Consider the following 23140-nt stretch of genomic DNA (forward strand, 5'->3'; position numbering starts at 1 on the left):
GAGTGTTCGCCACGGGCGGATACGATTCATCGTATGAACAGCGCCAGCGCGCCGGGGGCAATGCAGCCGGCCTCGGAACTCGAAGCCGGAACCCCGTCCTCCAGCAAGGGGCGCATCCTGGCCTGGGCCTCCTGGGACTGGGGCTCGGCGGCCTTCAACGCAGTGATGACTACCTTCGTCTTCACCGTTTACCTGACGTCCAACGCCTTTGGGGGCGAGGACAGCGCATCGGCCGTGCTGGGCGCCGCACTGGCCGTGGGCGGATTCGCCATCGCGCTGCTGGCACCCGTGACGGGCCAGCGCTCCGACGCGGGCGGCCGGCGCAAGCTGTGGCTGGGAGTGAACTCGGCCGCCGTCGCCATCCTCACGGCCCTGTGCTTTTTCGTGTTCCCGCGTCCGGAGTTCCTGCTCCTCGGGGCCTGCCTGATCGCCCTGGGCAACGTGTTCTTCGAATTCGCCGGCGTCAACTACAACGCCATGCTGGCCCAGGTTTCCACGCCGCAGAACATCGGAAAGGTCAGTGGATTCGGCTGGGGCGCCGGCTACCTGGGCGGGATCGTGGCCCTCCTGATCGTCCTGCAACTCTTTGTCCAGCCGGCTTTTGACTGGTTCGGCGCGTCCACGCAGGACAGCCTCAACATCCGGCTGGTGGCCGTCTTCTCAGCCCTGTGGTTCTTCGTCTTCGCCCTTCCTGTCCTGTTCGCCGTCCCTGAACTACCCCGGTCACCCCAGGCCGCCCGCCTGGGTTTCCTTGCCAGCTACGGCCTGTTGTTCCGGCGGATCAAGGCCATCTACGCCACCAGCCCCCACACCATCTACTTCCTCTTAGCCAGCGCCGTATTCCGTGACGGCCTGGCCGCGGTCTTCACGTTCGGCGGGATCATCGCGGCCGGCACGTTTGGCTTTGCCCTTTCCCAGGTGATCTTCTTCGCGATCTTCGGGAACGTAGTGGCGGCCATCGGCGCGATGCTCGGCGGGTTCCTTGACGACAAGGTGGGCCCCAAAGCCGTCATCACCGGCTCCCTGGTGGGACTGCTTGTGGCCGGGACTGCCATCCTGGTCCTGGGTATCGGCAACTATTCCTTCTTCGGCATGCAATGGGCGGGCAGCACCACGTTCTGGGTGTTCGGCCTGTTCCTCTGCCTGTTCGTCGGGCCGGCCCAGTCATCGTCGCGCGCCTACCTGGCCAGGCTCGCACCGCACGGGGAGTCCGGCGAACTCTTCGGGCTGTATGCCACCACCGGCCGGGCCGTCAGCTTCCTTGCACCCGCCCTGTTCACCCTCTGCATCACCCTGGCAACCCCGCTGGTGCCTGCCGGCCAGGCACAACGGTGGGGCATCCTGGGCATCATGGTGGTCCTCCTGGCAGGACTCCTGGTGCTGCTGCCGGTGAAGCCACCGGCAAAGGCTCCCGTCGCCGTCGTTCCCGCCGGCTGAAACACCGCGATGGGGGCCTGGTCCGGGACTCCGCCAAGTGGTGGAAGGCGGACTAGGCTGGACCCATGAACGTGGACGAAACGAACCTTCCGGGCCTGGGCCTCCGGAAGGATTTCATGACCGCCTCCGGACGCCGCATCGGTGTGGTGGAGCGGCGGGAAGGCCAGACGGAACTCATCGTTTCCACCTGGGACGACCCCGATACCTGCCAGGCTTCGATTCCGCTCACCAGCGATGAAGCAGCCACCCTTGGCAACCTCCTGGGCGGCACGCACCTGGCAATGAAGCTCGCGGAGGAGCACAAGGACGTCCCGGGCATCGTCACCCGGCAGTTCTCCATCGCCGCCGACTCCCCGTTCCAGAATCAGCCCATGGGCAAGGCGTCCATCCGCACCCGGAGCGGCGTCTCCATCGTGGCCATCATGCGCGAGGGTGAGGTGCTGCCATCGCCCGGGCCCGACGTCGTCCTCCACCCCGGCGACCTGCTGGTGGCAGTGGGCACCCAGGAAGGCCTCGACTCAGCGGCCCATATCCTGCGCCACGGCTAGTTCCCATGGACCCGTTGGCCCAGACCCTCGTTGAACTGGGGGCCGTTGTGTTCTGCCTCGGCCTCCTGGCCAGGCTGGCCGGACGGATCGGGATGTCGCCCATCCCCTTTTACCTGCTGGGCGGTCTGGCCTTCGGTGCCGGCGGCGTCGTCAAGCTCGAAGGCATGCACGAATTTGCCCATCTTTCCGGCGAAATCGGCGTCATCCTCCTGCTGCTTATGCTCGGGCTGGAATATACGGCTGCCGAACTTTTTACCGGGCTGCGCCGTTCCTGGCAGGCCGGCATCCTGGACCTTGTCCTGAACTTCCTGCCCGGCGCCGGGCTCGCGCTGCTACTGGGCTGGGGCGGCGTGGGTGCCATGGTCATGGGCGGGGTCACCTACATCTCCTCCTCGGGCATCGCCGCCAAGGTCATTACGGACCTGGGCCGGCTTGGTAACCGCGAAACACCCGTGGTGCTGTCCATCCTGGTGTTCGAGGACCTGGCCATGGCCGTCTACCTGCCCATCCTCACGGCCACCCTGGCCGGGGTGAGTTTCCTGGGCGGGCTGACCACGGTGGGGATTGCCCTGGCGGTGGTCACCGTGGTCCTGATGGTGGCGCTGCGGCACGGGCACCACGTGTCCAAGGCCGTGCACAGCGAGAACTCCGAGGTCTTCCTGCTCAACGTCCTCGGGGCCGCCCTGCTGGTGGCGGGCGCCGCATCCGCCATGCAGGTCTCTGCGGCAGTGGGCGCGTTCATGCTGGGCATCGCCATCTCAGGCTCCACCGCGCACAATGCCACCCGCATCCTTGAGCCGCTGCGGGACCTGTTTGCCGCTATCTTCTTTGTGGCGTTCGGGCTCAACACGGACCCCGCCTCCATTCCGCCGGTCCTGGGCTGGGCCCTGGTCCTGGCGGTGGCCACGGCGGGCACCAAGATGATCACGGGAATCTGGGCCGCCAAGCAGGCCGGAATCGCCCGGCCGGGCCGCTTCCGGGCGGGCGCCGCACTGGTGGCGCGCGGCGAATTCTCCATCGTGATCGCGGGCCTTGCCGTTGCCTCGGGAGCGGTTCCGCATGAGCTCGCGGCGCTGGCCACCGCCTACGTGCTGCTGATGGCGGTGCTGGGTCCGCTGGCCGCGCGCTACGTGGAGCCGCTGGCCAAGCCGTTCATCCGGCCGCGGGCGGTCGCCCCGCAGACCTAGCCCCTCAAAGCATTGGGAGCGCAGGAGCTTAGGCGCGCGGCTGCCTGCTGGTGCTCTAGATGCTGGTGCGGTGGAAGTTCAGGTAGCTGCGGCTGGCGGTGGGGCCACGCTGGCCCTGGTACCGGTTACCGTACTCCCCCTGGCCGTACGGGTACTCCGCCGCCGAAGTCAGCCGGAAGAAGCAGAGCTGGCCGATCTTCATCCCCGGCCACAGCTTGATGGGCAGTGTTGCCATGTTGGACAGCTCAAGGGTGACGTGGCCGGAAAAGCCAGGGTCGATGAAGCCGGCAGTGGAGTGGGTCAACAGGCCAAGCCGGCCCAGCGATGACTTGCCTTCCAGGCGGGCCGCAATGTCGTCGGGCAGCGTCACGGTCTCATAGGTGGAACCCAGGACGAACTCCCCCGGGTGCAGGATAAAGGCCTCGTCCTGCTCCACTTCCACCAGCCGGGTCAGCTCGGGCTGCTCCTGCGCCGGATCAATGTGCGCGTACTTGTGGTTGTCGAACAACCGGAAGAACTTGTCGATCCGGACATCCACGGACGACGGCTGGACCATCGCCGGATCGTACGGTTCCAGCACGATCCGCTGGGAATCAATTTCGGCTCGAATGTCGCGGTCAGAGATCAGCACCGTCCCAAATTACCGTATCGGTTATCCACAGCCACACTTTCCCGTTGTTGCTGTGGCCTGGTGGGGCTAATGTTGCGAATGAAAGCCGCCGGAATGGTCTCCCGAATGGCGTAACAGAGCTGGGGATGTTGTGAATAAATTAGTGGCACCGTCTTTTATTGGCGTGCTCTGTGCATTGGCGCTGGTCTCTTCGTCTGCTGCCGCACCCCCCGAGCCGCTGCCATTCGGCCAGGCCTCGGGCACAGCGAGCATCACACTGCAGGCTCCGCTGGTCCGCGGCAGCGGAACCTCCATGCAGGCTGACACGGCAGGGAAACTCACCCCTGCCGTAGACCCCGATATCCGCGTCGCTTCGCCCCTGACCGGGGCAGCCCCCGCACCGGAGCCTGCACCCGCTCCCCCAACGGCCACGTCCGCACCCGACCTCGCCCCTCCGTCCGATGCCGGGGTTGCGCCCTCCACGGAAACTTCGGCGTCTCCGCCACCCACTTCCGCTTCCCCGGCCACACCCCAAACGGCTTCCATCCCTCCGCTGTGGGCACCGGACCAGGAACTGTCCTCACCGTCCACAACGCAGCTCGCGGCTCCCGATTCCTCCGCCCCCCTTTCCACCGAGGCACTGGTACCGGACAGCAACGCGTCCGCCATCCTCACCGTGTTCACCAAGATCAACGAGTACCGGGTGGCCAACGGCCTTAACAAAGTCAAGTACCACCCCACTGTGGCCGGGTTGTCGCAGGAATGGTCGGACAACATCGCCACGCGTGAGGTAATCGAACACCGCGCGAGTTTCTGGACTGATCCCCGCGCCCTGAACCCCAACAACGGAGCCGGTGAAGTCATCGCCATCCGCACCGACCGGGACGCCGCCCAGCTTGTGGAGTGGTGGAAGGGTTCACCGGGCCACAATGCCATGCTTCTCGACCCGCGCTTCAACGTGATGGGCGCCGGGATCTCCTATACGAACTCCACGTACCAGATTTGGGGTGTGGTGAACTTCTTCGGATACACCACACTGCCGGCGGGAACCCTCGATTCCCCGGGTGGCGCCGGGTCGGGTGGAGCTTTCCCGCCCCCGCCGCCAAGCCTGTGCGACGCACCCGTCAAGCACATGCCGCCCACCCTCAATCTCGCCGCAGCGGCGATCACCGGCCCGGCGGACCTCGTTTCCGTCGACTCCGCCGGCCAACTGCTGAACCGGGCGTCCACCGGCCCCCGCACCTACGCCGCGGCCAAGGTCATCGGCTCCGGCTTTGGCGGAGCCAAGGAAGTCTTTGTCACCGACTGGGACCGGGACGGCGCCTATGACGTCCTGACCCAGTGGACCGGCGGCAACCTGACCCTGTACAGGGGCATCGCCACCGGTGGCTTCCAGGCGCCCATCACCCTCGGTACGGGTGGCTGGAACACCCTGACCTTGGCCGTGGGTGGCTGGTGCGCCAACAACCGCATGCCCCAGATCCTGGCGCTGGACGGCGCCGGCAACCTGTTCATGTATGCGAATAGGGGAACCGGCGACATCGCGGACCGGGTCACCATTGCCACTGGCATCTACGCCTCCCGGCTCTCCATGGTGGACTACGACGCCGACGGTTTCCAGGACGTCCTCGCGCTGAAGACCGACGGCACCGTACAGCTCTACCGCGGGTGGGGCACCACCGCGGTCCGCGCGGAGGCCAGGCCCACCGTCGCAACGGGGTGGACGGACGTCACGGGAATCCGGGCGCTGCGGAATGTCACCGGGCTGAACTCCACGGGCGTGGCCCTCCGGCGGGCCAATGACACCGTGCAGTACTGGGACCTTAGCTCTGGAAGCCTCGCGTCGCCGTCGAACATAACCGGCCCCTGGAGCGGGCAGCGGTTGGCGCAGTAGGCCAGGCTGTCTGCCGGCACCGGTAGCCGAACCCCGGCACCAGCACCCGGCATTGCAGCGTCAGAGTGCGGGCTGCAGTTCCAGCACGTGCTTCAGCCGGTCCAGCTGGGCCACGTCGGAGCTGACGCGGCGCTGCAGCATCCCGTCCAGGAACGTGAACCTGCTGAGGAAGCCGAAGCGGCCGCCGCGTTTTGCTTCCATGGCGAACCGCACGCGGGTCCCGGCGTCCTCGCTGCTGAGGTAGTAGCCGCCCCAGCGGGTTGCGGGACCGGAGACGATGTGGAATTCAATTTCTGCCCCTGGCCGCAGGTTGGTGATCTCCAGTTCCGCCGGGATGCTCAGGCCGGAGCGGCCGGCCACCATTTTGCGGTACAGCGCGCCGTTGGCATCGGCGGGCCCCCGAACGAGCTTCACGCTCCGGACGTCACTGCGCCAGGCGGGAAGATTGGTCGCGTCAAGGAGGTATTGGTACACGGGCATGGCGTCGCGTTCTATGAGGACCTCGTGCTCTGCGATTGCCATGTAAAAAATTCCTGTGGTTGACGTCGGCTGCCGCAATAGCTGCCTCCCCCAAATGCGGCCGCTACCCGGATCAGGTTAGCCAGCGCCCCTCGGCCGGACCTAGCAGGCACCGCGGACGTTATTGAAGAGTTACTGGATGACGCCCGGGCTTGCGGCGGGTTGCAGGTCTTGCCTTGAAGGACACGGAGGCGCTGCTGGCCGGGTTGGCGGGGAGCCTGCAGATCTGCGCTAAGCTAAGTTCTGCCCCGCTCGAGCGAGGGCGCTGCGGCTGTAGCTCAATGGTAGAGCGCTAGCTTCCCAAGCTTGATACGCGGGTTCGATTCCCGTCAGCCGCTCTCGTGCCCGCACGGCGGCCCTCCACAGTTCCATTAGGTGCCAGGGTGTACCGTCGGTAGCAAGGAGCCTTTCGGCTCCGCTACAGGAGCAATCATGGCTGATAAGTCCCCGCGTCAAACGGCATCAAAAAAGTCCGGCAAGTCCATCAAGGAAAAGCGCGCAGACAAGAGGGCCGCAGCTGCCCCTGCCGGCTCCTTGGACATCACTCCCACCAAAGCGGCGAAGAAGAAGTAACCCAGCGAACATCCCGCTGGGCCAGCACAAGACCCCGTCATCGCGGCTGATGGCGGGGTCTTGTGTTCGCTGCAGGCAGGCGACCGGCCCTACCGGGCCCGTCTGCTAGGTTCCCGCGTGCCTGCTGACGATTCTCAAAGGGCGCCGGGCCTTTATGTCCATCCGGACGGCCAGGCCACCCTTCCGCGCCAGGATCGCGGCGACGGTGATGGCCGCCAGCGCGGGCACGCCGCCGGAGACCAGCAGGGCAACATGCGGGTTGGCATGTTCAGCGATCGAGCCCAGCATGGGGCCGCCCAGCGCCTGACCCCCGATCTGCACCATGATGTACAGGCTCATCACGCGGCCGCGGATGCCCAGGTTGGAACTGACCTGCACCAGCTGGTTGCAGCCGGTCAGGAACATGAGGCACCAGAATCCGGACAGCACCATCACCGCCCCGAAGGACACCATGGACGGCGCAAGCGCGGCAAGGCAGAGCATCAGGCCGTACATGCCGGCGCAGAACACCACGGACCGAAGGCGCAGTTGACGACGGCGGGTGGACGCCACGGCGCCGGACAGGGCACCAAGTGCCACCAGGGCATTGAGCACACCGTAACCACCGGCGCCCACCTGGAAGACGTGGTCCGCGAAGGCGGCGAGAATTACGGGCAGGCTCATGGCGAAGACCGAAACAAATCCGGCCATCAGCCATGGCCAGTAGATAGTGGGCTTGCTCAGGGCATAGCGGAGCCCCTCCCGCAGCATTCCCTTGCTCTTGGGCATGGGTGCACTGACGAACAGCTGGTCCTTCCGCAGGACCAGGAGCATCACCACCGTCGAGCAGCAGGCCAGGGCGTTGGCCGCAAAAGCCCAGCCGGCGCCCACCGCCGTCAGCAGCAGGCCCGCGATGGCCGGGCCGATCAGGCCGCCCAGCTGGAAGGTGGTGGAGTTGACGCTGATGGCGTTCCGCAGATAGGTGGGGCCTACGAGTTCGTTGACGAACACTTGGCGCGCCGGCTGGTCGAGGACTGTCACCAGGCCCAGGACCAGGGCAATGCCGTAGACGTGCCACACCATGATGACGCCGCTGAGGGCAAGGGTGGCAAGCGTTGCGGCAAGGACAGCGGCCACGCTCTGGCACAAGATGAGGATCTTTCGCTTGGCGAACCGGTCGGCGATCATGCCACCCCAGGGCCCCAGCAGCAGGGAGGGCAGGAACTGCAGAGCCACGGTGATGCCAACGGCTGTCACGGAGCCGGAGAGCTGGAGCACCAACCAGTCCTGGGCGATCCGCTGCATCCAGATGGCGATGACCGCGATGAAGTGGCCGGCCGCAAAGATCCGGAAGTTGGGCACCTTCAGCGAGATGAAGGTGTGCTTCCACGGGAGCCGCTCCGCGACGACCGGAATCGGCTGGGTCTGGTTGTTGGGCGGCGCTGAGCCCGCCGCGTCGATGACTGGTTGGGAGATGGAGGCCGACGAAGGCGGAGGGGGTGCCACAGGGATGTCCTCAAATATTGCGGGCGGTCTGGGATGCCCTTAACGCTAGGCTGGCGGAGCAGATTATGGAGGCGTATGGTCCCTATAACTCGTATTGCAATACGCAATAAGATCGCAGCTAAAGAGTCACCGGAGTCCACATGTTCGAACCAGCCCAGTTGCGCTCTTTCCTGGCCGTCGCCGATACGCTCAGCTTCACCAAAGCCGCCGAGCGCCTCGGGCTGGCCCAGCCGACCATCAGCCAGCACATCCGCAAGCTTGAGGCGGCGGCCAAGCGCAGCCTGATCACGCGCGATACCCGCGATGTCCGGCTGACGGACAACGGGGACGCCATGGCCGGATTCGCCCGGAACATTCTGTCCGCCCACGACGCCGCAGCCCGCTACTTTTCAGGTTCGGCGATGCGGGGCCGGCTGCGGTTCGGCACCGCGGACGATCTCGCCATCACCGGGCTGCCGCGCATCCTGCGCGAGTTCCGGCAGATTTACCCCCAGATCAACCTGGAGCTGACGGTGGGGCAAAGCGACCAGCTGTACCGCAAGCTCAACGCCGGCCAGCTGGACCTGGTCTTCGTGAAATGGGTGGCAGGGGCAAAGGATGGCACCGTGGTCCAGCACGATTCCTTCTCCTGGGTGGGCCTGGAGCAGACCGTGATGGAGCCGGGCACCCCCGTACCCCTGATCGCCTACCCCGCCCCCAGCCTCAGCCGGAAACTCGCCATCGATGCACTCGAAGCGCACGGCAGGACCTGGCGGATCACCTGCACCACCCGGCAGATCAGCGGCGTGCTGGCAGCGGTCCGGGCCGGGATCGGCGTGGCCGTGATGCCGACCTCGCTGGTGCCTGAAGACCTGAAGATCATCACCCGTCGCTTCGACCTTCCCGCCGTGGGCGATGTGGACTTTACCCTGATCCGCAATCCGCTGGCAAACGCCGAGGTGATCGACGCCCTCACCCAGTCGATCGTCGGCCGGACCATTAACCGGCAAACTTAACTCTCTTCCGGCATGATTTCCAGTATTTGGGGGAGTTAGGGGGTTCGTGTCCATTGATAGGGGAACTGGCATAGCCTATGCTGATTTTTCAAGGTCAAGCAGCAGGCCAGTTCACTAAATCAAGCGCGTCCCCTGCATGGGAAAACGCTTGGGACAGGCAGCCAATGACGACAGCCAGGAACATCCATCTCGGTTCTGCACACGCACGCCCGTACTCTGCACCGCGGCCGTCCACGCGCCAGAACACCCTCGGAACCGGACACGCCTCTCTCGACTCCGGTTACGTAGGAAAACCCACCTGCGACAAATGCCGTACCGACGAATTCGTTTACCTTGAGTCGTACATTCCGCCCACCTACCGGCGTGACGGAAGTGTAGCCACCCTTGGCGAAGTGGCCTACACCTGCACACGCTGCGAGGACTTCTCGGCCCACAGCGTCCCGGCCACCTGGGCACCGCCCGGCTGGTACCTGGGCTAGTAACCGCAAAACGAAAGCCCGGCAGCCACTTTCCGTGGCTGCCGGGCTTTCGTGTGTCCCTGAGGAGGCAGTGGCCTAGATCAGAGCGTCGGACAGGTGGTTCGGGGTACCGAAGCGGTGGGCGGTGATGCTGACAGCCTGCTCGTGCAGGAACGGCAGCAGTTCGACGCGACCAGCTTCAGTAACGGCGTGGGCGTAGATTGCCAGGTCGGGCCGCCCGCCGGTCGCTTCGGCCAGCGCGGACGCGTCGCCACCGATGAGGCGGATGCGGGCCCCGGACAGCTTGCCGGCTGCGGCGAGGTGACCCGCGGAAGCCAGCCAGCCGGCGTCGGACTCCACTGTCACGTCGATATCCTGTGCGGTGAGCACGGAGCGCAGCTGGGCGGGAAGTTCGACGGCGGTGGACACAGTGAGTGCCGACCCCGCCAGCACCCCGGCTGCCACGGTCCGGACGAGGTGGGCCAGCGGCTCACCTTCGGAGAGGCGGATGGTGACCGGAAGGCTGCTGTAGCGGAAGATGTTGCGTTCCGCGCTCAAGCCGGAGACGTCCTTGGCGGTGCCGAACTCGTCGGCCCAGGCCTCGGCGTCGGAGGCCAGTGCCCGCTGGACAGACTCAAGCTCTGCAGGCTGCAGGGCGGGTCCGGCCGCGTTCATGATGCGGCGGACACCGGCGTGGCTGACATCCGCGGTGGCTGCGCTGGTGGCAGGCACCCAGTCGCCAAGCCCGGCCAGGTAGTTGGGGCCGCCCGCCTTGGTGCCGGCGCCAACGGCCGACTTCTTCCAGCCGCCGAAGGGCTGGCGCTGCACGATGGCGCCGGTGATGCCCCGGTTCACGTACAGGTTGCCTGCCTGGATGGTCTCCAGCCAGATGCCAAGCTCCTCGGTGTTGAGCGAGTGCAGTCCGGCAGTGAGGCCGTACTCGATCTGGTTTTGGATGGCGATGGCCTCTTCCAGCGTCTCAGCGGTCATCACGCCAAGGACGGGGCCGAAGAATTCGGTGAGGTGGAAGTAGGAACCGCGCTTGACGCCGTAGCGCACGCCCGGGCTCCAGAGCCGTCCGGTTTCGTCCAGCTTCTTCGGCTCAACGGCCCAGTTTTCGCCCTCGCCCAGGGTGGTGAGGGCGTTGAGGAGCTTGCCGTTGGCCGGCTCGATGATCGGGCCCATCTGGCTGGTGGGATCCTGCGGGTAGCCCACCTTGAGGGAGGTGACTGCGTCGATGAGCTGGTTGTGGAACCGCTTGGACTTGGCCACCGAGCCCACCAGGATCACCAGCGAGGCGGCGGAGCACTTCTGGCCGGCGTGGCCGAACGCGGAGTAGGCCACGTCCTTGGCGGCGAGGTCCAGGTCCGCGCTGGGGGTGATGATGATGGCGTTCTTGCCGCTGGTCTCGGCCAGGAGGGGCAGGTCCTTGCGGAAGGAGCGGAACAGCTCTGCGGTTTCGTAGCCGCCGGTCAGGATGACGCGGTCCACGGCGGGGTGGCTGATGAGCTGGGTGCCGAGCTCCCGCTCCCCCAGCTGCACCATGGTCAGCGCGCCCTTGGGGACGCCGGCCTCCCACAGGGCTTCCACCATGACGGCGCCGCTGCGGGCGGCCTGCTTGGCAGGTTTGATCACGACGGCGGAGCCGGCGGCGAGTGCCGCAAGGGTGGACCCAGCGGGGATGGCGACCGGGAAGTTCCATGGCGGAGTGACAACGGTGAGCTTGGCTGGGACGAACGTGGCGCCGTCGACCGTGTCCAGCTTGCGGGCGGACTCGGCGTAGTAATGGGCAAAGTCAACGGCCTCGCTGACCTCGGGATCGCCCTGGTCGATGGTCTTGCCGGTTTCGCTGGCCATGACCTCGAGCAGGTCGGCGCGGCGGGCTTCCAGGATCTCGCCCGCACGGTGCAGGATCTCGGCGCGCTCGTTGCCGGAGAGCCGGCCCCATGCCTTGCCCTTCTCAAGGGCATTGTCGATGGCGCTGTTGAGGGTTTCCTCGTCGTTGATGAAGGCAGCCTTGACGGAGGCCTCGCCCAGGGTGGAGGAGGCGACACGGCCCAGGATGGCGCGGCCCCAGGTGCGGTTGGCAGGGAGCGCGGGATCGGTGTCGGGGGTGTTCCGGAAACCGGCGTGCGGCATCGGCCCCGGCGGAAGGTTCCGGTCCTGGCGGCGGTTGGGCAGTGGAACCGTGTTGTCCAGGGCCTCCAGCGAGGAGAGGAAACGCTGCTTTTCGCGCTCGAACAGGCCCTCGTTTTCGCTGAGCTCGAAGACCGCGGACATGAAGTTTTCCTGGCTGGCGCCCTCTTCCAGGCGGCGGATCAGGTAGGCGATGGCGACGTCGAACTCGGCCGGGTGCACCACGGGTGTGTAAAGGAGCAGGGAGCCGACGTCCTTCTTGACGGCCTCGGCCTGGCCCTGTGCCATGCCCAGCAGCATCTCGAACTCAATGCCGGACTCAACGCCGCGCTGCTTGGCCAGCAGCCAGGCGAAGGCGATGTCGAACAGGTTGTGGCCCGCCACGCCAATGCGGATGTTCCTGATCCGGTCCGGGTGCAGCGCGTAGTTGATGACCCGCTTGTAGCTGGTATCGGAGTCCTGCTTGCTGCCCCAGGTGGCCAGCGGCCAGTCGTGGAGGGAAGCTTCCACCTGTTCCATGGGCAGGTTGGCGCCCTTCACCACGCGGACCTTGATGCCGGCACCGCCGTTGGCTCGCCGCTCCGCGGCCCAGTCCTGCAGGCGCATCATGGCGGACAGCGCGTCCGGGAGGTAGGCCTGCAGCACGATGCCGGCTTCGAGGTTCTTGAACTCGGGCTTGTCCAGGATCCGGGTGAAGACCGCAATGGTCATGTCCAGGTCCTTGTACTCCTCCATGTCCAGGTTGATGAACTTGGCCTTGCGGCCACCCGACGCGAAGGAGTTGGCGCGCTGGAACAGCGGGGTGAGCTTCTCGACGACGTGTTCCACCGCTTCGTCGAAGGCCCAGGCGGAGTGCGGGGCCACCGTGGAGGAAACCTTGATGGAGACATAGTCGACGTCGGGGCGTGCCAGCAGCGTGTGCGTGCCCTCGAGGCGGCGGGAGGCCTCGTGCTCGCCCAGGACAGCCTCGCCCAGGAGGTTGACGTTGAGCTTGATGCCTTCCTTCTTGATCTTGGCGATTGCCGGGCCCAGCTTGGCGTCGGTGGCGTCCACGATCAGGTGTCCCACCATCTCGCGAAGCACTTTACGGGCGATGGGAATGACCACCTGCGGCATCACGGGGGCCATGGTGCCGCCCAGTGCCACGGCGCTGCGCATGTACCAGGGCAGGAAGGCCGGAACCTTGGGGGCGAGTGCGGCGAGGTTGCGGGCGGCGACGTTCAGGTCCTCGGGACGGACCACGCCGTCCACGAAGCCGACGGTGAATTCGAGGCCGTTGGGATCCTTGAGGACGCCGGCAAGCTGCTGGGCGGAGGGGTCCACCGGCACCTTGGCGGCCTCGGTGAGCCAGTGGCGGACCAGGGCGACTGCCTCATCGGCGAGGGCCTTTGCCTGGGGGACGTCGACGTCGACCGTCTGCGGGGTGGCCGCTTTGACGACTGCCGGTTCCATTGCAACGTGGGTCATGGTTTTCCCGATCTTTCTTACTGTGGGAGGGGTCTTTCCACCAGTATGAGCTTCGAGTCACATAAGATAAAGCGATCTTTTCCAACCAATACAGGTTAGGAAAACCAATGGTTCAGAGACCCCTTAAGTGCCAACGGCAGACCTCCCACCCTTCCCTGTTGCTCTATCACTTTTGGTCGCTAAAACGGCTGTTTAGGACCCGTAAGTGATAGAGCAACAGGGGGTCTAAGGGTGGGAGGCCTGCCGGTGAGCGGGCGCCAGAATCGAGCGGGGCCCGGGGCTGGAGTCAGGAAAGCGGGCGGTGCAGGTCCGCGAGCTCCTGGTGGCGGGGGCTGTTGGGGTTCATCAGCGAGTGCTTGCGGCCGTAGCTGAAGTAGATGACCAGGCCGATAATGAGCCACACCACGAACCGAACCCAGGTCTCCCAGTGCAGCTGCAGCATCAGGAAGGCCGAAGCCAGGACGCCGAAGGCCGGGATCACGGGCATCAGCGGCAGGCGGAACGTGCGCGGGGCATCGGGGCGCTTGTAGCGGAAGATGATCACCGACAGGCAGACGACGACGAACGCGGCCAGGATGCCGATGTTGGTCAGGTCCGCCACCTCCTTGATGGGGAACACGCCGGCGAGGAACGCGGAGGCGATGCCGCCGATCCAGGTGACGCGCTGCGGAGTGCCGTGGCGGTCGGTCTTGGCGAACCATCCGGGCAGCAGGCCGTCGCGGCTCATGGAGAACCACACGCGGGTCACACCGAGGAGGAAGGTGAGCATCACGGTGAGGATGGAGAGCACGGCGAACACCGAGATGATGGTGGCGATCACCGGCAGGCCCACGGAGGTGAAGGCGGAAGCGAAGCCGGCCTTGGGGTCGATGTCCTTGTAGTTCTGCATGCCGGTCAGGACCAGGGTGGCGGCCACATAGAGCAGCATGGCGATGATGAGCGAGAGCACAATGGCCTTGGGCATGTGCTTCTTGCCATCCTTGGCTTCCTCGGCCGCGGTGCTCATGGCGTCGTACCCGAACACAGCAAAGAAGACGGTGGCCGAGCCCGCAACCACAGGGCCGAAGCCGCTGGGCATGAACGGGTTGTAGTTATTGGTGTCGATGTAGAACACGCCGAGCCCGATGATGAACAGGATCAGGACCACCTTGATGGCCACTGCGACGAGTTCGAACCGGCCGAACGCCTTGGTGCCGCGGGACAGGATCCAGGTGACCAGGAGGCAGACCAGGATGGCCGGAATGTTGACGATGCCGCCCTTGCCTTCGTCCACGGTGGACGTCATCCATGCCGGCATGTGGATGCCGATGCCGGCCAGGAAGGCGTCAAGGTAGCCGGAGATGCCGATGGCCACTACCGCAACGATGGCGATGTATTCCAGCAGCAGGTCCCAGCCGATGAACCAGCCGATCACCTCGCCGAGCGCCACATAGCCGTAGGTGTAGGCGGAACCGGCGCGGGGAATCATGCCCGCGAATTCCGCATAGGACAGGGCCGCGGCCGCAGAGGCCAGGCCTGCAATCAGGAAGGAAATCAGTACCGCGGGCCCCACTCCCGGGTTTCCTTCACTGCCGGCGGCGACCAGTCCCGCGAGGGAGAAGATGCCGACGCCGATAATGCCGCCCACGCCAATGGCAGTGAGCTGCCACAGCCCCAGGGACTTAAACAGTCCGCTGTGCTTGCTTTCTTCTTCGATGTCATCGATGGGCTTGCGCCGCATAATCGATTGGCTTAAATCTTTGGTGCTCATTTCGAACTCCTGCTTGGGGTGCGACCCCGCCGCGGCACGCCAAGGGACCTGGCTGTGACGGGGGTAACTCGATTTCAACAGTATGCGTGCGCGGTTGCGTTAGATAAAGTGACTACTTCTAACCTATATTCGTTAGTTTCAGTTAGGAATTCGCCATGCTCGACGTCCGCAGGCTCCGGCTGCTCCGCGAATTAAGCATCCGCGGGACCCTCGCGGAGGTAGCGGAGGCCTTACAGTACAGCCCGTCGTCGGTGTCGCAGCAGCTGGCCCTGTTGGAGAAGGAAGTGGGCGTGGAGCTGCTCCGAAAAACAGGGCGGCGGGTGCAGCTGACGCCCCAGGCCGAAGTGCTGGTGACGCACACCGCCCAGCTGCTGGAAACCATGGAACAGGCGGAGGCGGACCTCGCCGCCTCCCTGACCACGGTTACGGGAACGGTGCGGATCGCAGTTTTCCAGTCCGCGGCGCTCGCCCTGATGCCGGACACCCTGACCCGGATGGCTGCCACATACCCCGAAGTCCGGATCGAAATGATCCAGCGCGAACCGGAAACGGCGCTGCACGAAACATGGGCACGTGACTTCGACCTGGTAATCGCCGAACAGTACCCCGGCCATGCCGCACCGCGGTACCCCGAGCTGGACCGGGTAAAGCTGACCACCGACGCCATCCGGCTGGCCGTTCCCCCGGCGTCCGACGGCGGATCCGCCATCCGCTCGCTGGCGGACACGGCAGAGCTTGCCTGGGTCATGGAACCGCGGGGTGCCGCATCGCGCCATTGGGCGGAACAGGCCTGCCGCAGCGCCGGTTTCGAACCGGACGTCCGGTTCGAAACAGCCGACCTGCAGGCCCAGGCCCGCCTCATCGAGTCCGGCAACGCGGTGGCCCTGATGCCGGACCTGGTGTGGACCGGGCGCGGCACCACCGCCCAACTGGTGGAGCTTCCCGGCAAGCCGCACCGCACCATCTTCACCTCGGTCCGCCGCTCCAGCGCCCAACGTCCAGCGATCCTCGCCGCCCGGGAAACCCTTGCTGCGGCCGCCGCCGCCGTGGCAACGGACGACGCCGGGTGACCGGCCGCCGTCGTACGTGTCCTTAGCTGCGCATTCAAAGAGCTTGGGTTTGCGCAGGCGCGTCCCCTGCGCAACGAAATCGCGCCTCGCTGCGCAGCCACGTCATCTGGGGGCTCTGTGTTTCGTACGTCACTGCGGGCATGGAACCGCAGGTCTAGACTGGACCCGTTATGAATCGAACAATGTTCAAGTCCAAAATCCACCGGGCCACCGTCACGCATGCCGACCTGCACTATGTAGGCTCGGTCACCGTTGACCTCGACCTGCTGGAGGCCGCCGACATCCTTCCCGGCGAGCTGGTGTCCATCGTGGACGTCACCAACGGCGCGCGGCTTGAAACCTACACCATCGCCGGCGAACGTGGCTCCGGCGTGATCGGCATCAACGGTGCAGCGGCGCACCTGATGCACGAGAACGACATCATAATTTTGATTACGTACGCTCAGATGACCACCGAAGAAGCCAAGTCCTTCGAGCCACGCGTGGTCCACGTGGACGAAAACAACCGGGTGATCCAGCTGGGCAACGATCCCGCCGAGGGCCTTACCCCCGGCGTCGTGCGCCCGCCGTTCGCGCTCAACAACGCCACCGTGTGATCCCGGAGCGTGAACTCCGGTAGACCCTTCTTCCATGCCCCGCGAGGCATCCTTTGCTAGGGGTGCTGGCCGGCTTCTTCGTTGTCTGGTGCATCATCCTGGTGGGCTGGTTCGTGGGCCGGCAAAGGATCCTCGGCGACAACGCCCGGCCCGTCCTCAGTGGCCTGACCTTCTTCGTTGCCAGCCCGGCACTGCTCTTCGAAACCCTCAGCAAGGCCCGCCTGCAGGAAGTCTTCGCCGAACCTCTGCTCGTCACCGCGGTGGCAGCCATTGTCACGGCAGCCATCTTCTTCGCCATCACCAGGTTCTGGCTGAAGCGGGCGCTTCCCGAATCACTGATGTCGGCCATGTCCGCTTCCCTGGCGAACTCCGCGAACCTAGGTATTCCTATTGCGGTATATGTCCTGGGCGACGCCAGCTACGTGGCGCCGCTGCTGATCTTCCAGCTGGCCTTCTTCACCCCGATGTTCCTGATGATCCTGGACTCGAGCACCAGCACGCACCGCACCACCGTCCTGGGCTTTTTCCTGATGATCCTGCGCAACCCCATGATCGTGGGTTCCGGCCTGGGGCTGCTGGTGGCCGGCACGGGCTTCCAGGTCCCGGAACTGGTCATGGAGCCCATCCACCTGATCGGCGGCGCGGCTATTCCTGCCATGCTGATCGCGTTCGGCATGAGCCTGAACGGCACCCGGCCGCTGCAGGCCTCCGCCGGCCGGCGCCTGGACACCCTGTTGGCCAGCGCCTTCAAGCTCGGCATCCAGCCGGCCCTTGCCTACCTTTTCGCCCGCTTCGCGCTGGGAATGGACGGGCATGCCCTGTTCGCCGTGGTGGTTACCTCGGCCCTGCCCACGGCCCAGAACGTGTTCGTTGCGGCCAGCCGGTACCAGACGGGACTCACCGTCGCGAAAGATACCGTGCTGATCACCACCGTGGTGGCGGTGCCGGCGATGATCGGCGTGGCGCTGTTGTTGGCGTAACCGTAGCTTGGAGGGCTGATGAATTCTGTGTTGGACACTGTGGTGATCGGCGGCGGGGCCATGGGTTCCGCGGCTGCCTGGGCGTTGTCGCGCCGGGGCCGGCAGGTGACGCTGGTGGAGCAGTTCGGCCCCGGCCACAAAGTCGGTGCGTCCCACGGCGCCACCCGGAACCTGAACCCGGGCTACCACCAGCCGGACTATGTGGCCATGCTGGCCGAGGCGCTGGCGCTGTGGGAGGAACTGGAACAGGAAAGCGGCGAGCAGCTGCTGGCGCGCACCGGCGTCGTCACCCACGGACCGGGCTTTGACCCGAACGAAATTTCCGCAGCCCTCACTGCTGCAGGCATCCGCGCCGAGTTCCTGCAGCCGGCCGAGGCCGGCGAACGGTGGCGCGGCATCCGGTTCGACCGGCAGGTCCTGCACATGCCCGACGGCGGCCAGCTCAATCCGGAAGCCGCACTTCCCGCCTTCCAGCGGCTGGCCGCTGCCCGGGGCGCCGAGATCCGGCACCACACCAGGGTGGCGGACTTCCAGGTGTTCGACGACGGCGTGCGGCTGACGCTGGAATCTACTGCGGGCACGGAGGTGGTCACCGCAGCCCAGGCCGTGGTGACGGCGGGCGGCTGGACGGAGAAGCTGCTGGGCAAGGTTGCGGGCGGCGGCAACCCAGCCATCCGGATCCCGAAGCTGAGGGTGACCCAGGAGCAGCCGGCGCACTTCCGGGTGGCGGACGCCGGCGCGGTGTGGCCGGGCTTCAACCACTACCCGGGCCCGGACTACCAGGGCTGGTACTCGCCCATCTACGGGATGCAGACCCCGGGCGAAGGCATCAAGGCAGGCTGGCATGGGGTGGGCCCGGAAGTGGATCCGGATCACCGCGATTTCCTGCCCGAGCCTACCCAGCTCGCCGCACTGCAGGAGTACGCCCGGCAGTGGCTGCCCGGCGTGGACGCCGATTCGTTCGAGACGATCAGCTGCACGTACACCACCACTCCGGACGAGGACTTCATCCTGGACCGCGTGGGACCGGTGGTGATCGGGGCTGGTTTCTCCGGCCACGGCTTCAAGTTCACGCCCGTGATCGGGCGGATCCTGGCCGACCTTGCCACCGGGACCCGCCCCGCGCCCGAAATTTTCCGGGCGTCCCGCTAGCTGCTGCGGCCCTTTACTCGGGTGGGAACAGCGGGGCTGGGAACAGCGTTGCCAGCGGGCTCCGTGGCTGCCGGGCCTTCGCCTGCCGCGGCCCCATCCCCGGCCTGCTCCACGCTGTCAGCCTTCACAGCCGGCATAAACAGCACTGCGGCAACGGTCAGCAGCCCGGCCACCAGCGCGGCAAGGAAGACGGCCCCGGACGCGGAAATAACCGTGGCGGGATCGGCCTCGCCACCACTGCTGCCGTCATAGATGGAGTTGGCCACGGCACCAAACACCGCCACGCCCAGGGCGCTGCCGATGGACCGGGCAAACATGTTGGTGCTGGTCACCACGCCGCGTTCATGCCAGGGCACGCTGGACTGGGCCGAGATCAGGGTGGGGGTGGCCAGCAGGCCCAGGCCGAGGCCGACGACGAAGCAGCTGACCGCGATCAGCGCCACGTTGGGTGAGGAGGCGGTGAGCGACAGGATCAGCAGGCCCACCACCGAGACGGCGATGCCGATCAGCGCCGTGGATTTGAAGCCGATCCGCAGGTAAAACTTGCCGGCCTGTGAGGCGCTAAGCGGCCAGCCGAGGGTCAGGGCGGCGAGCGCCAGGCCGGCCACCAGTGGCGAGGAGGACAGGGCGCCTTCCAGGAAGGTGGGCACGTAGGAGGTCAGGCCGATCATCACCGCGCCGACGCCGAAGGAGACCAGCGCGGTGGTGGCCAGCAGCCGGCGGGACACCACCCAGGCCGGCAGGATGGGCTCCGCCGCCCGGCGTTCCACCAGGAGGAATGCGACCAGCAGGACTGCGCCCACCACGAACACGCCGATGCTGATGGGAGAATCCCAGGCCCACGCCTGGCCGCCCTGGAGGGCGCCGAGGATGAGCAGCCCGAGCGAGCCGGCCAACAGCACGGCGCCGGCGTAATCCACCTTGTGGGTGGCGCGTTCCACGTCCTCATGGAGCGTGCGGACCAGCATCCATCCGGCCAGCAGGCAGAGCGGCACGTTGACCAGGAAGATACCGCGCCAGATGCCCAGTGCGGAGAAGACGCCGCCCAGGCTGGGGCCCACCACAGAGGAAACGGCCCAGACGCTGGCCAGGTAGCCCTGGACCTTCGCGCGCTCCTGCAGGGTGTAGATGTCGCCGGCAATGGTGACGGCCACGGGCAACACCGCACCGGCGCCGAGTCCCTGCAGCGCCCGGAAGGCAATCAGGGAGGGCATGCTCCAAGCCACGCCGCACAGCACGGAACCGAGCAGGAACAGGCCGATGCCCGTGAGGATGATGGGCTTGCGGCCCGCCATGTCGGAAAGCTTGCCGTAGATCGGCACGGACACCGCCTGCGCCAGCAGGTAGGCGGAGAACAGCCAGGGGAAGGACGAGAAGCCGCCCACGTCGCGGACGATCGATGGCACCGCGGTGGCCACGATGGTGGAATCGATGGCCACGAGTCCCGTGGACAGCATCAGGGCAATGAGGATAGGCCCGCGATCGGACCGGAACCCTACGCCGTCTTTAGCGTTCGCCGCGCCGGCCATGTTAGACCGCCACCAGCCCAGCGGCCTGGGCAAGCAGCTCCACGGACCGCAGGCGGTCCTGGGTTCCGGGGCTCTGGTGCGCCACGATGAGCTCGTCCGCGTCGGCGTGCTTCCCGAAGCTGTCCAGGTAATCGATCACGACGTCGGGCGTCCCCACTGCGGAGTAGGTCATCATTTGTGCCATGTGCCGGCCCTGCGGCGAGTCCAGGATCATGTCCGCCTCGTCGTCGGTGAATTCCCGGCCGCCGCCAAAGAACAGGGAGACGCGGGCGCGCTTGGTGGCCTGGAACATCGCCTGCGCTTCGGAAGCGGAGTCGGCGGCGATGACGTTGACGCCGGCAATGACGTGCGGGGCGTCCAACTGGGCTGACGGCTTGAACTCGCGGCGGTAGATGGCCACCGCTTCCTGCAGGGCGGCCGGGGCAAAGTGCGAGGCGAAGGCGTAGGGCAGGCCCAGCTGCGCGGCCAGGCGGGCGCCGAACAGGGACGAGCCCAGGATGTACAGCGGAACATTGGTTCCCTTGCCGGGGGTAGCCTCGACGCCCTGGATGCGGGTGGGACCGGTCAGGTAGCCCTGCAGTTCAAGGACGTCCTGCGGGAAGCTGTCCGCGGACATCGGGTCGCGGCGCAGCGCGCGCATGGTGTTCTGGTCGCTGCCCGGCGCGCGGCCCAGGCCCAGGTCGATGCGGCCCGGGTGCAGGGTTTCCAGGGTGCCGAACTGTTCTGCAATGGTCAGCGGGGAATGGTTGGGCAGCATGACGCCGCCGGCACCCAGCCGGATGCTTTCAGTGTGCGCGGCCACGTGCGCGATCAGCACGCTGGTGGCGGAGGAAGCGATGGAGGACATGTTGTGGTGCTCGGCGTACCACACGCGCCGGTAGCCCAGCTTCTCCGCGCTTTGCGCCATGGCCACGCTGCCCGCGAAGCTCTCCGCCGCCGTCTGGCCTTTGCCGATGGTTGCCAGGTCAAGGATGGAAAGGGGAAGAGTCACGTCAGTTGCGGCCTTTCAGGAACGTTTCGTAAGAAGCACCGGCCGGATTGCGGCGGGCACTTGATACATAACCACGCCGGAGCCCGGCTTATTTCGTCTTCTCCGGAATACTCAGCACCCTTACGATGTTGCCGCCCCTATGAGCCATGATTCAACGAACCAGCTGGAACTGTCCGCAACGATCGATCTCAAGGACCTGGGAACCGTGCACAGGCTCGGTTTTGGTGCCATGCGCATCGTGGGTGACGGTGTCTGGGGTGAGCCCGCAGACCGCAAGGCCGCCATCGCCGTGGTGCGCCGCGCCGTCGAACTCGGCGTGGACTTCATCGACACCGCTGACTCCTATGGCCCCAACATCAGCGAGGAAATCATCGCCGAGGCCCTGCACCCGTACAAGGAGGGGCTGAAGATCGCCACCAAGGTGGGGTTCACCCGCACCGGGCCCAACAAGTGGATTCCCGTTGGCCGGCCCGAATACCTGCGCCAGCAGACCGAGCTGAGCCTGCGCAAGCTGAAGGTGGACACCCTGGACCTGCTGCAGCTGCACCGGATCGATCCCAAGGTGGACGCCGAGGAGCAGTTCGGCGTGCTGCGCGAGCTCCAGGACGAAGGCAAGGTCCGCGCCCTGGGCCTGTCCCAGGTGAGCGTTGAGGAGCTGGAAGCTGCAGGCAGGCATTTCACGGTCTCCACCGTCCAGAACCGCTACAACCTGACGGACCGCAGCTCCGAGGACGTGCTGCGCTACTCCGAGGAGAACGGAATCGGCTTCATCCCGTGGGCTCCGATTTCCGCCGGCGAGCTCGCGCAGCCTGGTGGCCCGCTGGATGAGGCCGCCAAGCGGCTGGGCGCCACCACCTCCCAGGTGGCACTCGCCTGGCTGCTGCGCCGCTCCCCCGTGATGATGCCGATTCCCGGCACCGGCTCCGTGGAGCACCTCGAGGAGAATATGGCCGCCGCCGGCATCACGCTCGACGACGACACGTACGCTGAGCTTGAAGCAGCCGGCAAGTAGCAAGCGGCTTCCAGCCACTCACGTCAGCTAAGACAGGAGAAACACCATGGCAAACATTTTGATGGTCGTATCGGCCGCAGATTCCCTCACCATGAAGGACGGCAGTGAACACCCCACCGGCTACTGGGCGGAGGAACTGGTGGTGTCCCACCAGACCCTGACCGAGGCCGGCAACACGGTCCACATCGCCACCCCCGGCGGCCGGAAGCCCACCGTGGACCAGGTAAGCCTGGCCCCTGAGTCGGCCGGCGGCGAGGAACGTGCGCAGGGGTTCAAGGACTACCTGGCCCGGATCGACGGTGAGCTGGCGCACCCGCTGGTCCTTGCCGACGTCGACATTGACTCCTACGACGCCGTGGTGATGCCCGGCGGGCACGGCCCCATGGCGGACCTCTACAAGGATGCCGACCTGGGCCGCATCCTGGTGGCAGCAGACCGAAGCGGCAAGATCATCGCACCGTTCTGCCACGGTCCCGCCGGGCTGCTGAGCGCAACAGACGACGACGGCGGGTTCACTTTCAAGGGACGGCGCCTCACGGTCTTCACCAACGAGGAAGAACTTGGCGGGGGCACGGGCGAAAACACGCCCTGGCTGGTGGAGGACGCGCTCAAGGAGAAGGGCGCCGTCGTCGAAAACGGCGCGGCCTGGTCCTCCAATGTGGTCCGGGACGGCAATCTCATCACGGGCCAGAACCCGCAGTCCAGCGGGGACGTGGCCAAGGAAGTGCTGGCCGCGCTGAGCTAGCCGGCG

The 23140-nt window shown here is 66.1% G+C and carries 20 protein-coding genes and 1 tRNA gene; 14 read left to right on the forward strand and 7 right to left on the reverse strand.

All coding sequences use genetic code 11. The features are described from left to right. The first annotated feature begins 33 nt into the window (after positions 1 to 33). From LFT44_RS18750 to LFT44_RS18760, 3 genes are all read left to right on the forward strand, one after another. Positions 34 to 1437, forward strand: a complete 1404-nt coding sequence (locus LFT44_RS18750) for an MFS transporter (RefSeq protein WP_236799967.1) — start codon at positions 34 to 36, stop codon at positions 1435 to 1437. A gap of 65 nt (positions 1438 to 1502) precedes the next feature. Continuing rightward, the gene (locus LFT44_RS18755) at positions 1503 to 1985 is read left to right on the forward strand and encodes a cation:proton antiporter regulatory subunit (protein ID WP_142132335.1); all 483 of its coding nucleotides are present in this window, start codon (positions 1503 to 1505) and stop codon (positions 1983 to 1985) included. Between the two features lie 5 nt (positions 1986 to 1990). After that, on the forward strand, positions 1991 to 3172 hold the full coding sequence (locus tag LFT44_RS18760) for a cation:proton antiporter (protein ID WP_236799968.1): 1182 nt from the start codon (positions 1991 to 1993) through the stop codon (positions 3170 to 3172). Positions 3173 to 3227: 55 nt separating this feature from the next. Here the strand turns inward: LFT44_RS18760 and dcd are convergent, their stop codons facing one another. Beyond that, positions 3228 to 3803, reverse strand: a complete 576-nt coding sequence (gene dcd, locus LFT44_RS18765; RefSeq protein ID WP_236799969.1) for a dCTP deaminase — start codon at positions 3801 to 3803, stop codon at positions 3228 to 3230. A gap of 142 nt (positions 3804 to 3945) precedes the next feature. Here dcd and LFT44_RS18770 point away from each other — a divergent pair, with 142 nt between their 5' ends. Continuing rightward, the gene (locus LFT44_RS18770; protein WP_236799970.1) at positions 3946 to 5676 is read left to right on the forward strand and encodes a CAP domain-containing protein; all 1731 of its coding nucleotides are present in this window, start codon (positions 3946 to 3948) and stop codon (positions 5674 to 5676) included. Between the two features lie 60 nt (positions 5677 to 5736). Here the strand turns inward: LFT44_RS18770 and LFT44_RS18775 are convergent, their stop codons facing one another. Beyond that, entirely contained in the window at positions 5737 to 6198 is a 462-nt protein-coding gene (locus tag LFT44_RS18775) for an SRPBCC family protein (RefSeq protein WP_236799971.1), read from the reverse strand. A gap of 264 nt (positions 6199 to 6462) precedes the next feature. Between LFT44_RS18775 and LFT44_RS18780 the strand changes: the two genes are divergently transcribed. After that, positions 6463 to 6533: transfer RNA gene (locus LFT44_RS18780), tRNA-Gly, on the forward strand. A 94-nt stretch (positions 6534 to 6627) separates the two neighbouring features. Then, on the forward strand, positions 6628 to 6768 hold the full coding sequence (locus LFT44_RS18785; protein WP_236799972.1) for a hypothetical protein: 141 nt from the start codon (positions 6628 to 6630) through the stop codon (positions 6766 to 6768). A gap of 105 nt (positions 6769 to 6873) precedes the next feature. Here LFT44_RS18785 and LFT44_RS18790 read toward each other — a convergent pair whose 3' ends face one another. Next, on the reverse strand, positions 6874 to 8253 hold the full coding sequence (locus tag LFT44_RS18790) for an MFS transporter (RefSeq protein WP_236799973.1): 1380 nt from the start codon (positions 8251 to 8253) through the stop codon (positions 6874 to 6876). 140 nt (positions 8254 to 8393) lie between these two features. On the opposite strand from LFT44_RS18790, the gene LFT44_RS18795 reads away from it, so the two are divergent. Together LFT44_RS18795 and LFT44_RS18800 are read left to right on the forward strand one after the other, a co-directional pair. Further along, positions 8394 to 9248, forward strand: coding sequence for a LysR substrate-binding domain-containing protein (locus tag LFT44_RS18795; RefSeq protein ID WP_236799974.1), 855 nt, complete (start codon positions 8394 to 8396; stop codon positions 9246 to 9248). A gap of 164 nt (positions 9249 to 9412) precedes the next feature. Beyond that, a complete protein-coding gene (locus LFT44_RS18800; protein WP_236799977.1) occupies positions 9413 to 9727 on the forward strand; it encodes a hypothetical protein in 315 nt (104 codons plus the stop codon). A 75-nt stretch (positions 9728 to 9802) separates the two neighbouring features. On the opposite strand, the gene LFT44_RS18805 is transcribed toward LFT44_RS18800, so the two are convergent. Further along, entirely contained in the window at positions 9803 to 13309 is a 3507-nt protein-coding gene (locus LFT44_RS18805) for a bifunctional proline dehydrogenase/L-glutamate gamma-semialdehyde dehydrogenase (RefSeq protein ID WP_236799980.1), read from the reverse strand. 286 nt (positions 13310 to 13595) lie between these two features. Continuing rightward, positions 13596 to 15059, reverse strand: coding sequence for an amino acid permease (locus LFT44_RS18810; protein ID WP_236799982.1), 1464 nt, complete (start codon positions 15057 to 15059; stop codon positions 13596 to 13598). Between the two features lie 155 nt (positions 15060 to 15214). Here LFT44_RS18810 and LFT44_RS18815 point away from each other — a divergent pair, with 155 nt between their 5' ends. The 4 genes from LFT44_RS18815 (at position 15215) to LFT44_RS18830 (ending at position 18857) form a co-directional block, all read left to right on the forward strand. After that, positions 15215 to 16129: a LysR substrate-binding domain-containing protein gene (locus tag LFT44_RS18815; protein ID WP_236799983.1), complete on the forward strand. Its 915-nt coding sequence runs from the start codon at positions 15215 to 15217 to the stop codon at positions 16127 to 16129. Between the two features lie 170 nt (positions 16130 to 16299). After that, positions 16300 to 16725, forward strand: a complete 426-nt coding sequence (panD, locus tag LFT44_RS18820; RefSeq protein WP_200830651.1) for an aspartate 1-decarboxylase — start codon at positions 16300 to 16302, stop codon at positions 16723 to 16725. A 53-nt stretch (positions 16726 to 16778) separates the two neighbouring features. Continuing rightward, the gene (locus LFT44_RS18825; RefSeq protein WP_236799984.1) at positions 16779 to 17705 is read left to right on the forward strand and encodes an AEC family transporter; all 927 of its coding nucleotides are present in this window, start codon (positions 16779 to 16781) and stop codon (positions 17703 to 17705) included. Positions 17706 to 17723: 18 nt separating this feature from the next. Then, positions 17724 to 18857 carry an FAD-dependent oxidoreductase gene (locus LFT44_RS18830; RefSeq protein ID WP_236799986.1) on the forward strand — a complete coding sequence of 378 codons (1134 nt, stop codon included), beginning with the start codon at positions 17724 to 17726 and terminating at the stop codon, positions 18855 to 18857. Here the strand turns inward: LFT44_RS18830 and LFT44_RS18835 are convergent. Together LFT44_RS18835 and LFT44_RS18840 are read right to left on the reverse strand one after the other, a co-directional pair. After that, positions 18854 to 20386 carry an MFS transporter gene (locus LFT44_RS18835; RefSeq protein ID WP_236799988.1) on the reverse strand — a complete coding sequence of 511 codons (1533 nt, stop codon included), beginning with the start codon at positions 20384 to 20386 and terminating at the stop codon, positions 18854 to 18856. The two genes, LFT44_RS18830 and LFT44_RS18835, sit on opposite strands and share 4 nt — an antisense overlap. 1 nt (position 20387) lies before the next feature. Continuing rightward, entirely contained in the window at positions 20388 to 21377 is a 990-nt protein-coding gene (locus LFT44_RS18840; RefSeq protein ID WP_236799989.1) for an LLM class flavin-dependent oxidoreductase, read from the reverse strand. Between the two features lie 139 nt (positions 21378 to 21516). Here LFT44_RS18840 and LFT44_RS18845 point away from each other — a divergent pair, with 139 nt between their 5' ends. Together LFT44_RS18845 and LFT44_RS18850 are read left to right on the forward strand one after the other, a co-directional pair. After that, positions 21517 to 22389 carry an aldo/keto reductase gene (locus LFT44_RS18845; RefSeq protein ID WP_236799991.1) on the forward strand — a complete coding sequence of 291 codons (873 nt, stop codon included), beginning with the start codon at positions 21517 to 21519 and terminating at the stop codon, positions 22387 to 22389. Between the two features lie 46 nt (positions 22390 to 22435). After that, positions 22436 to 23134 (forward strand): type 1 glutamine amidotransferase domain-containing protein, encoded by a 699-nt coding sequence (locus tag LFT44_RS18850; RefSeq protein ID WP_236799993.1) that lies wholly within the window; start codon positions 22436 to 22438, stop codon positions 23132 to 23134. The last annotated feature ends 6 nt before the right edge of the window (positions 23135 to 23140 follow it).

Source organism: Arthrobacter sp. FW306-05-C, assembly GCF_021801725.1.
GTDB lineage: Bacteria > Actinomycetota > Actinomycetes > Actinomycetales > Micrococcaceae > Arthrobacter.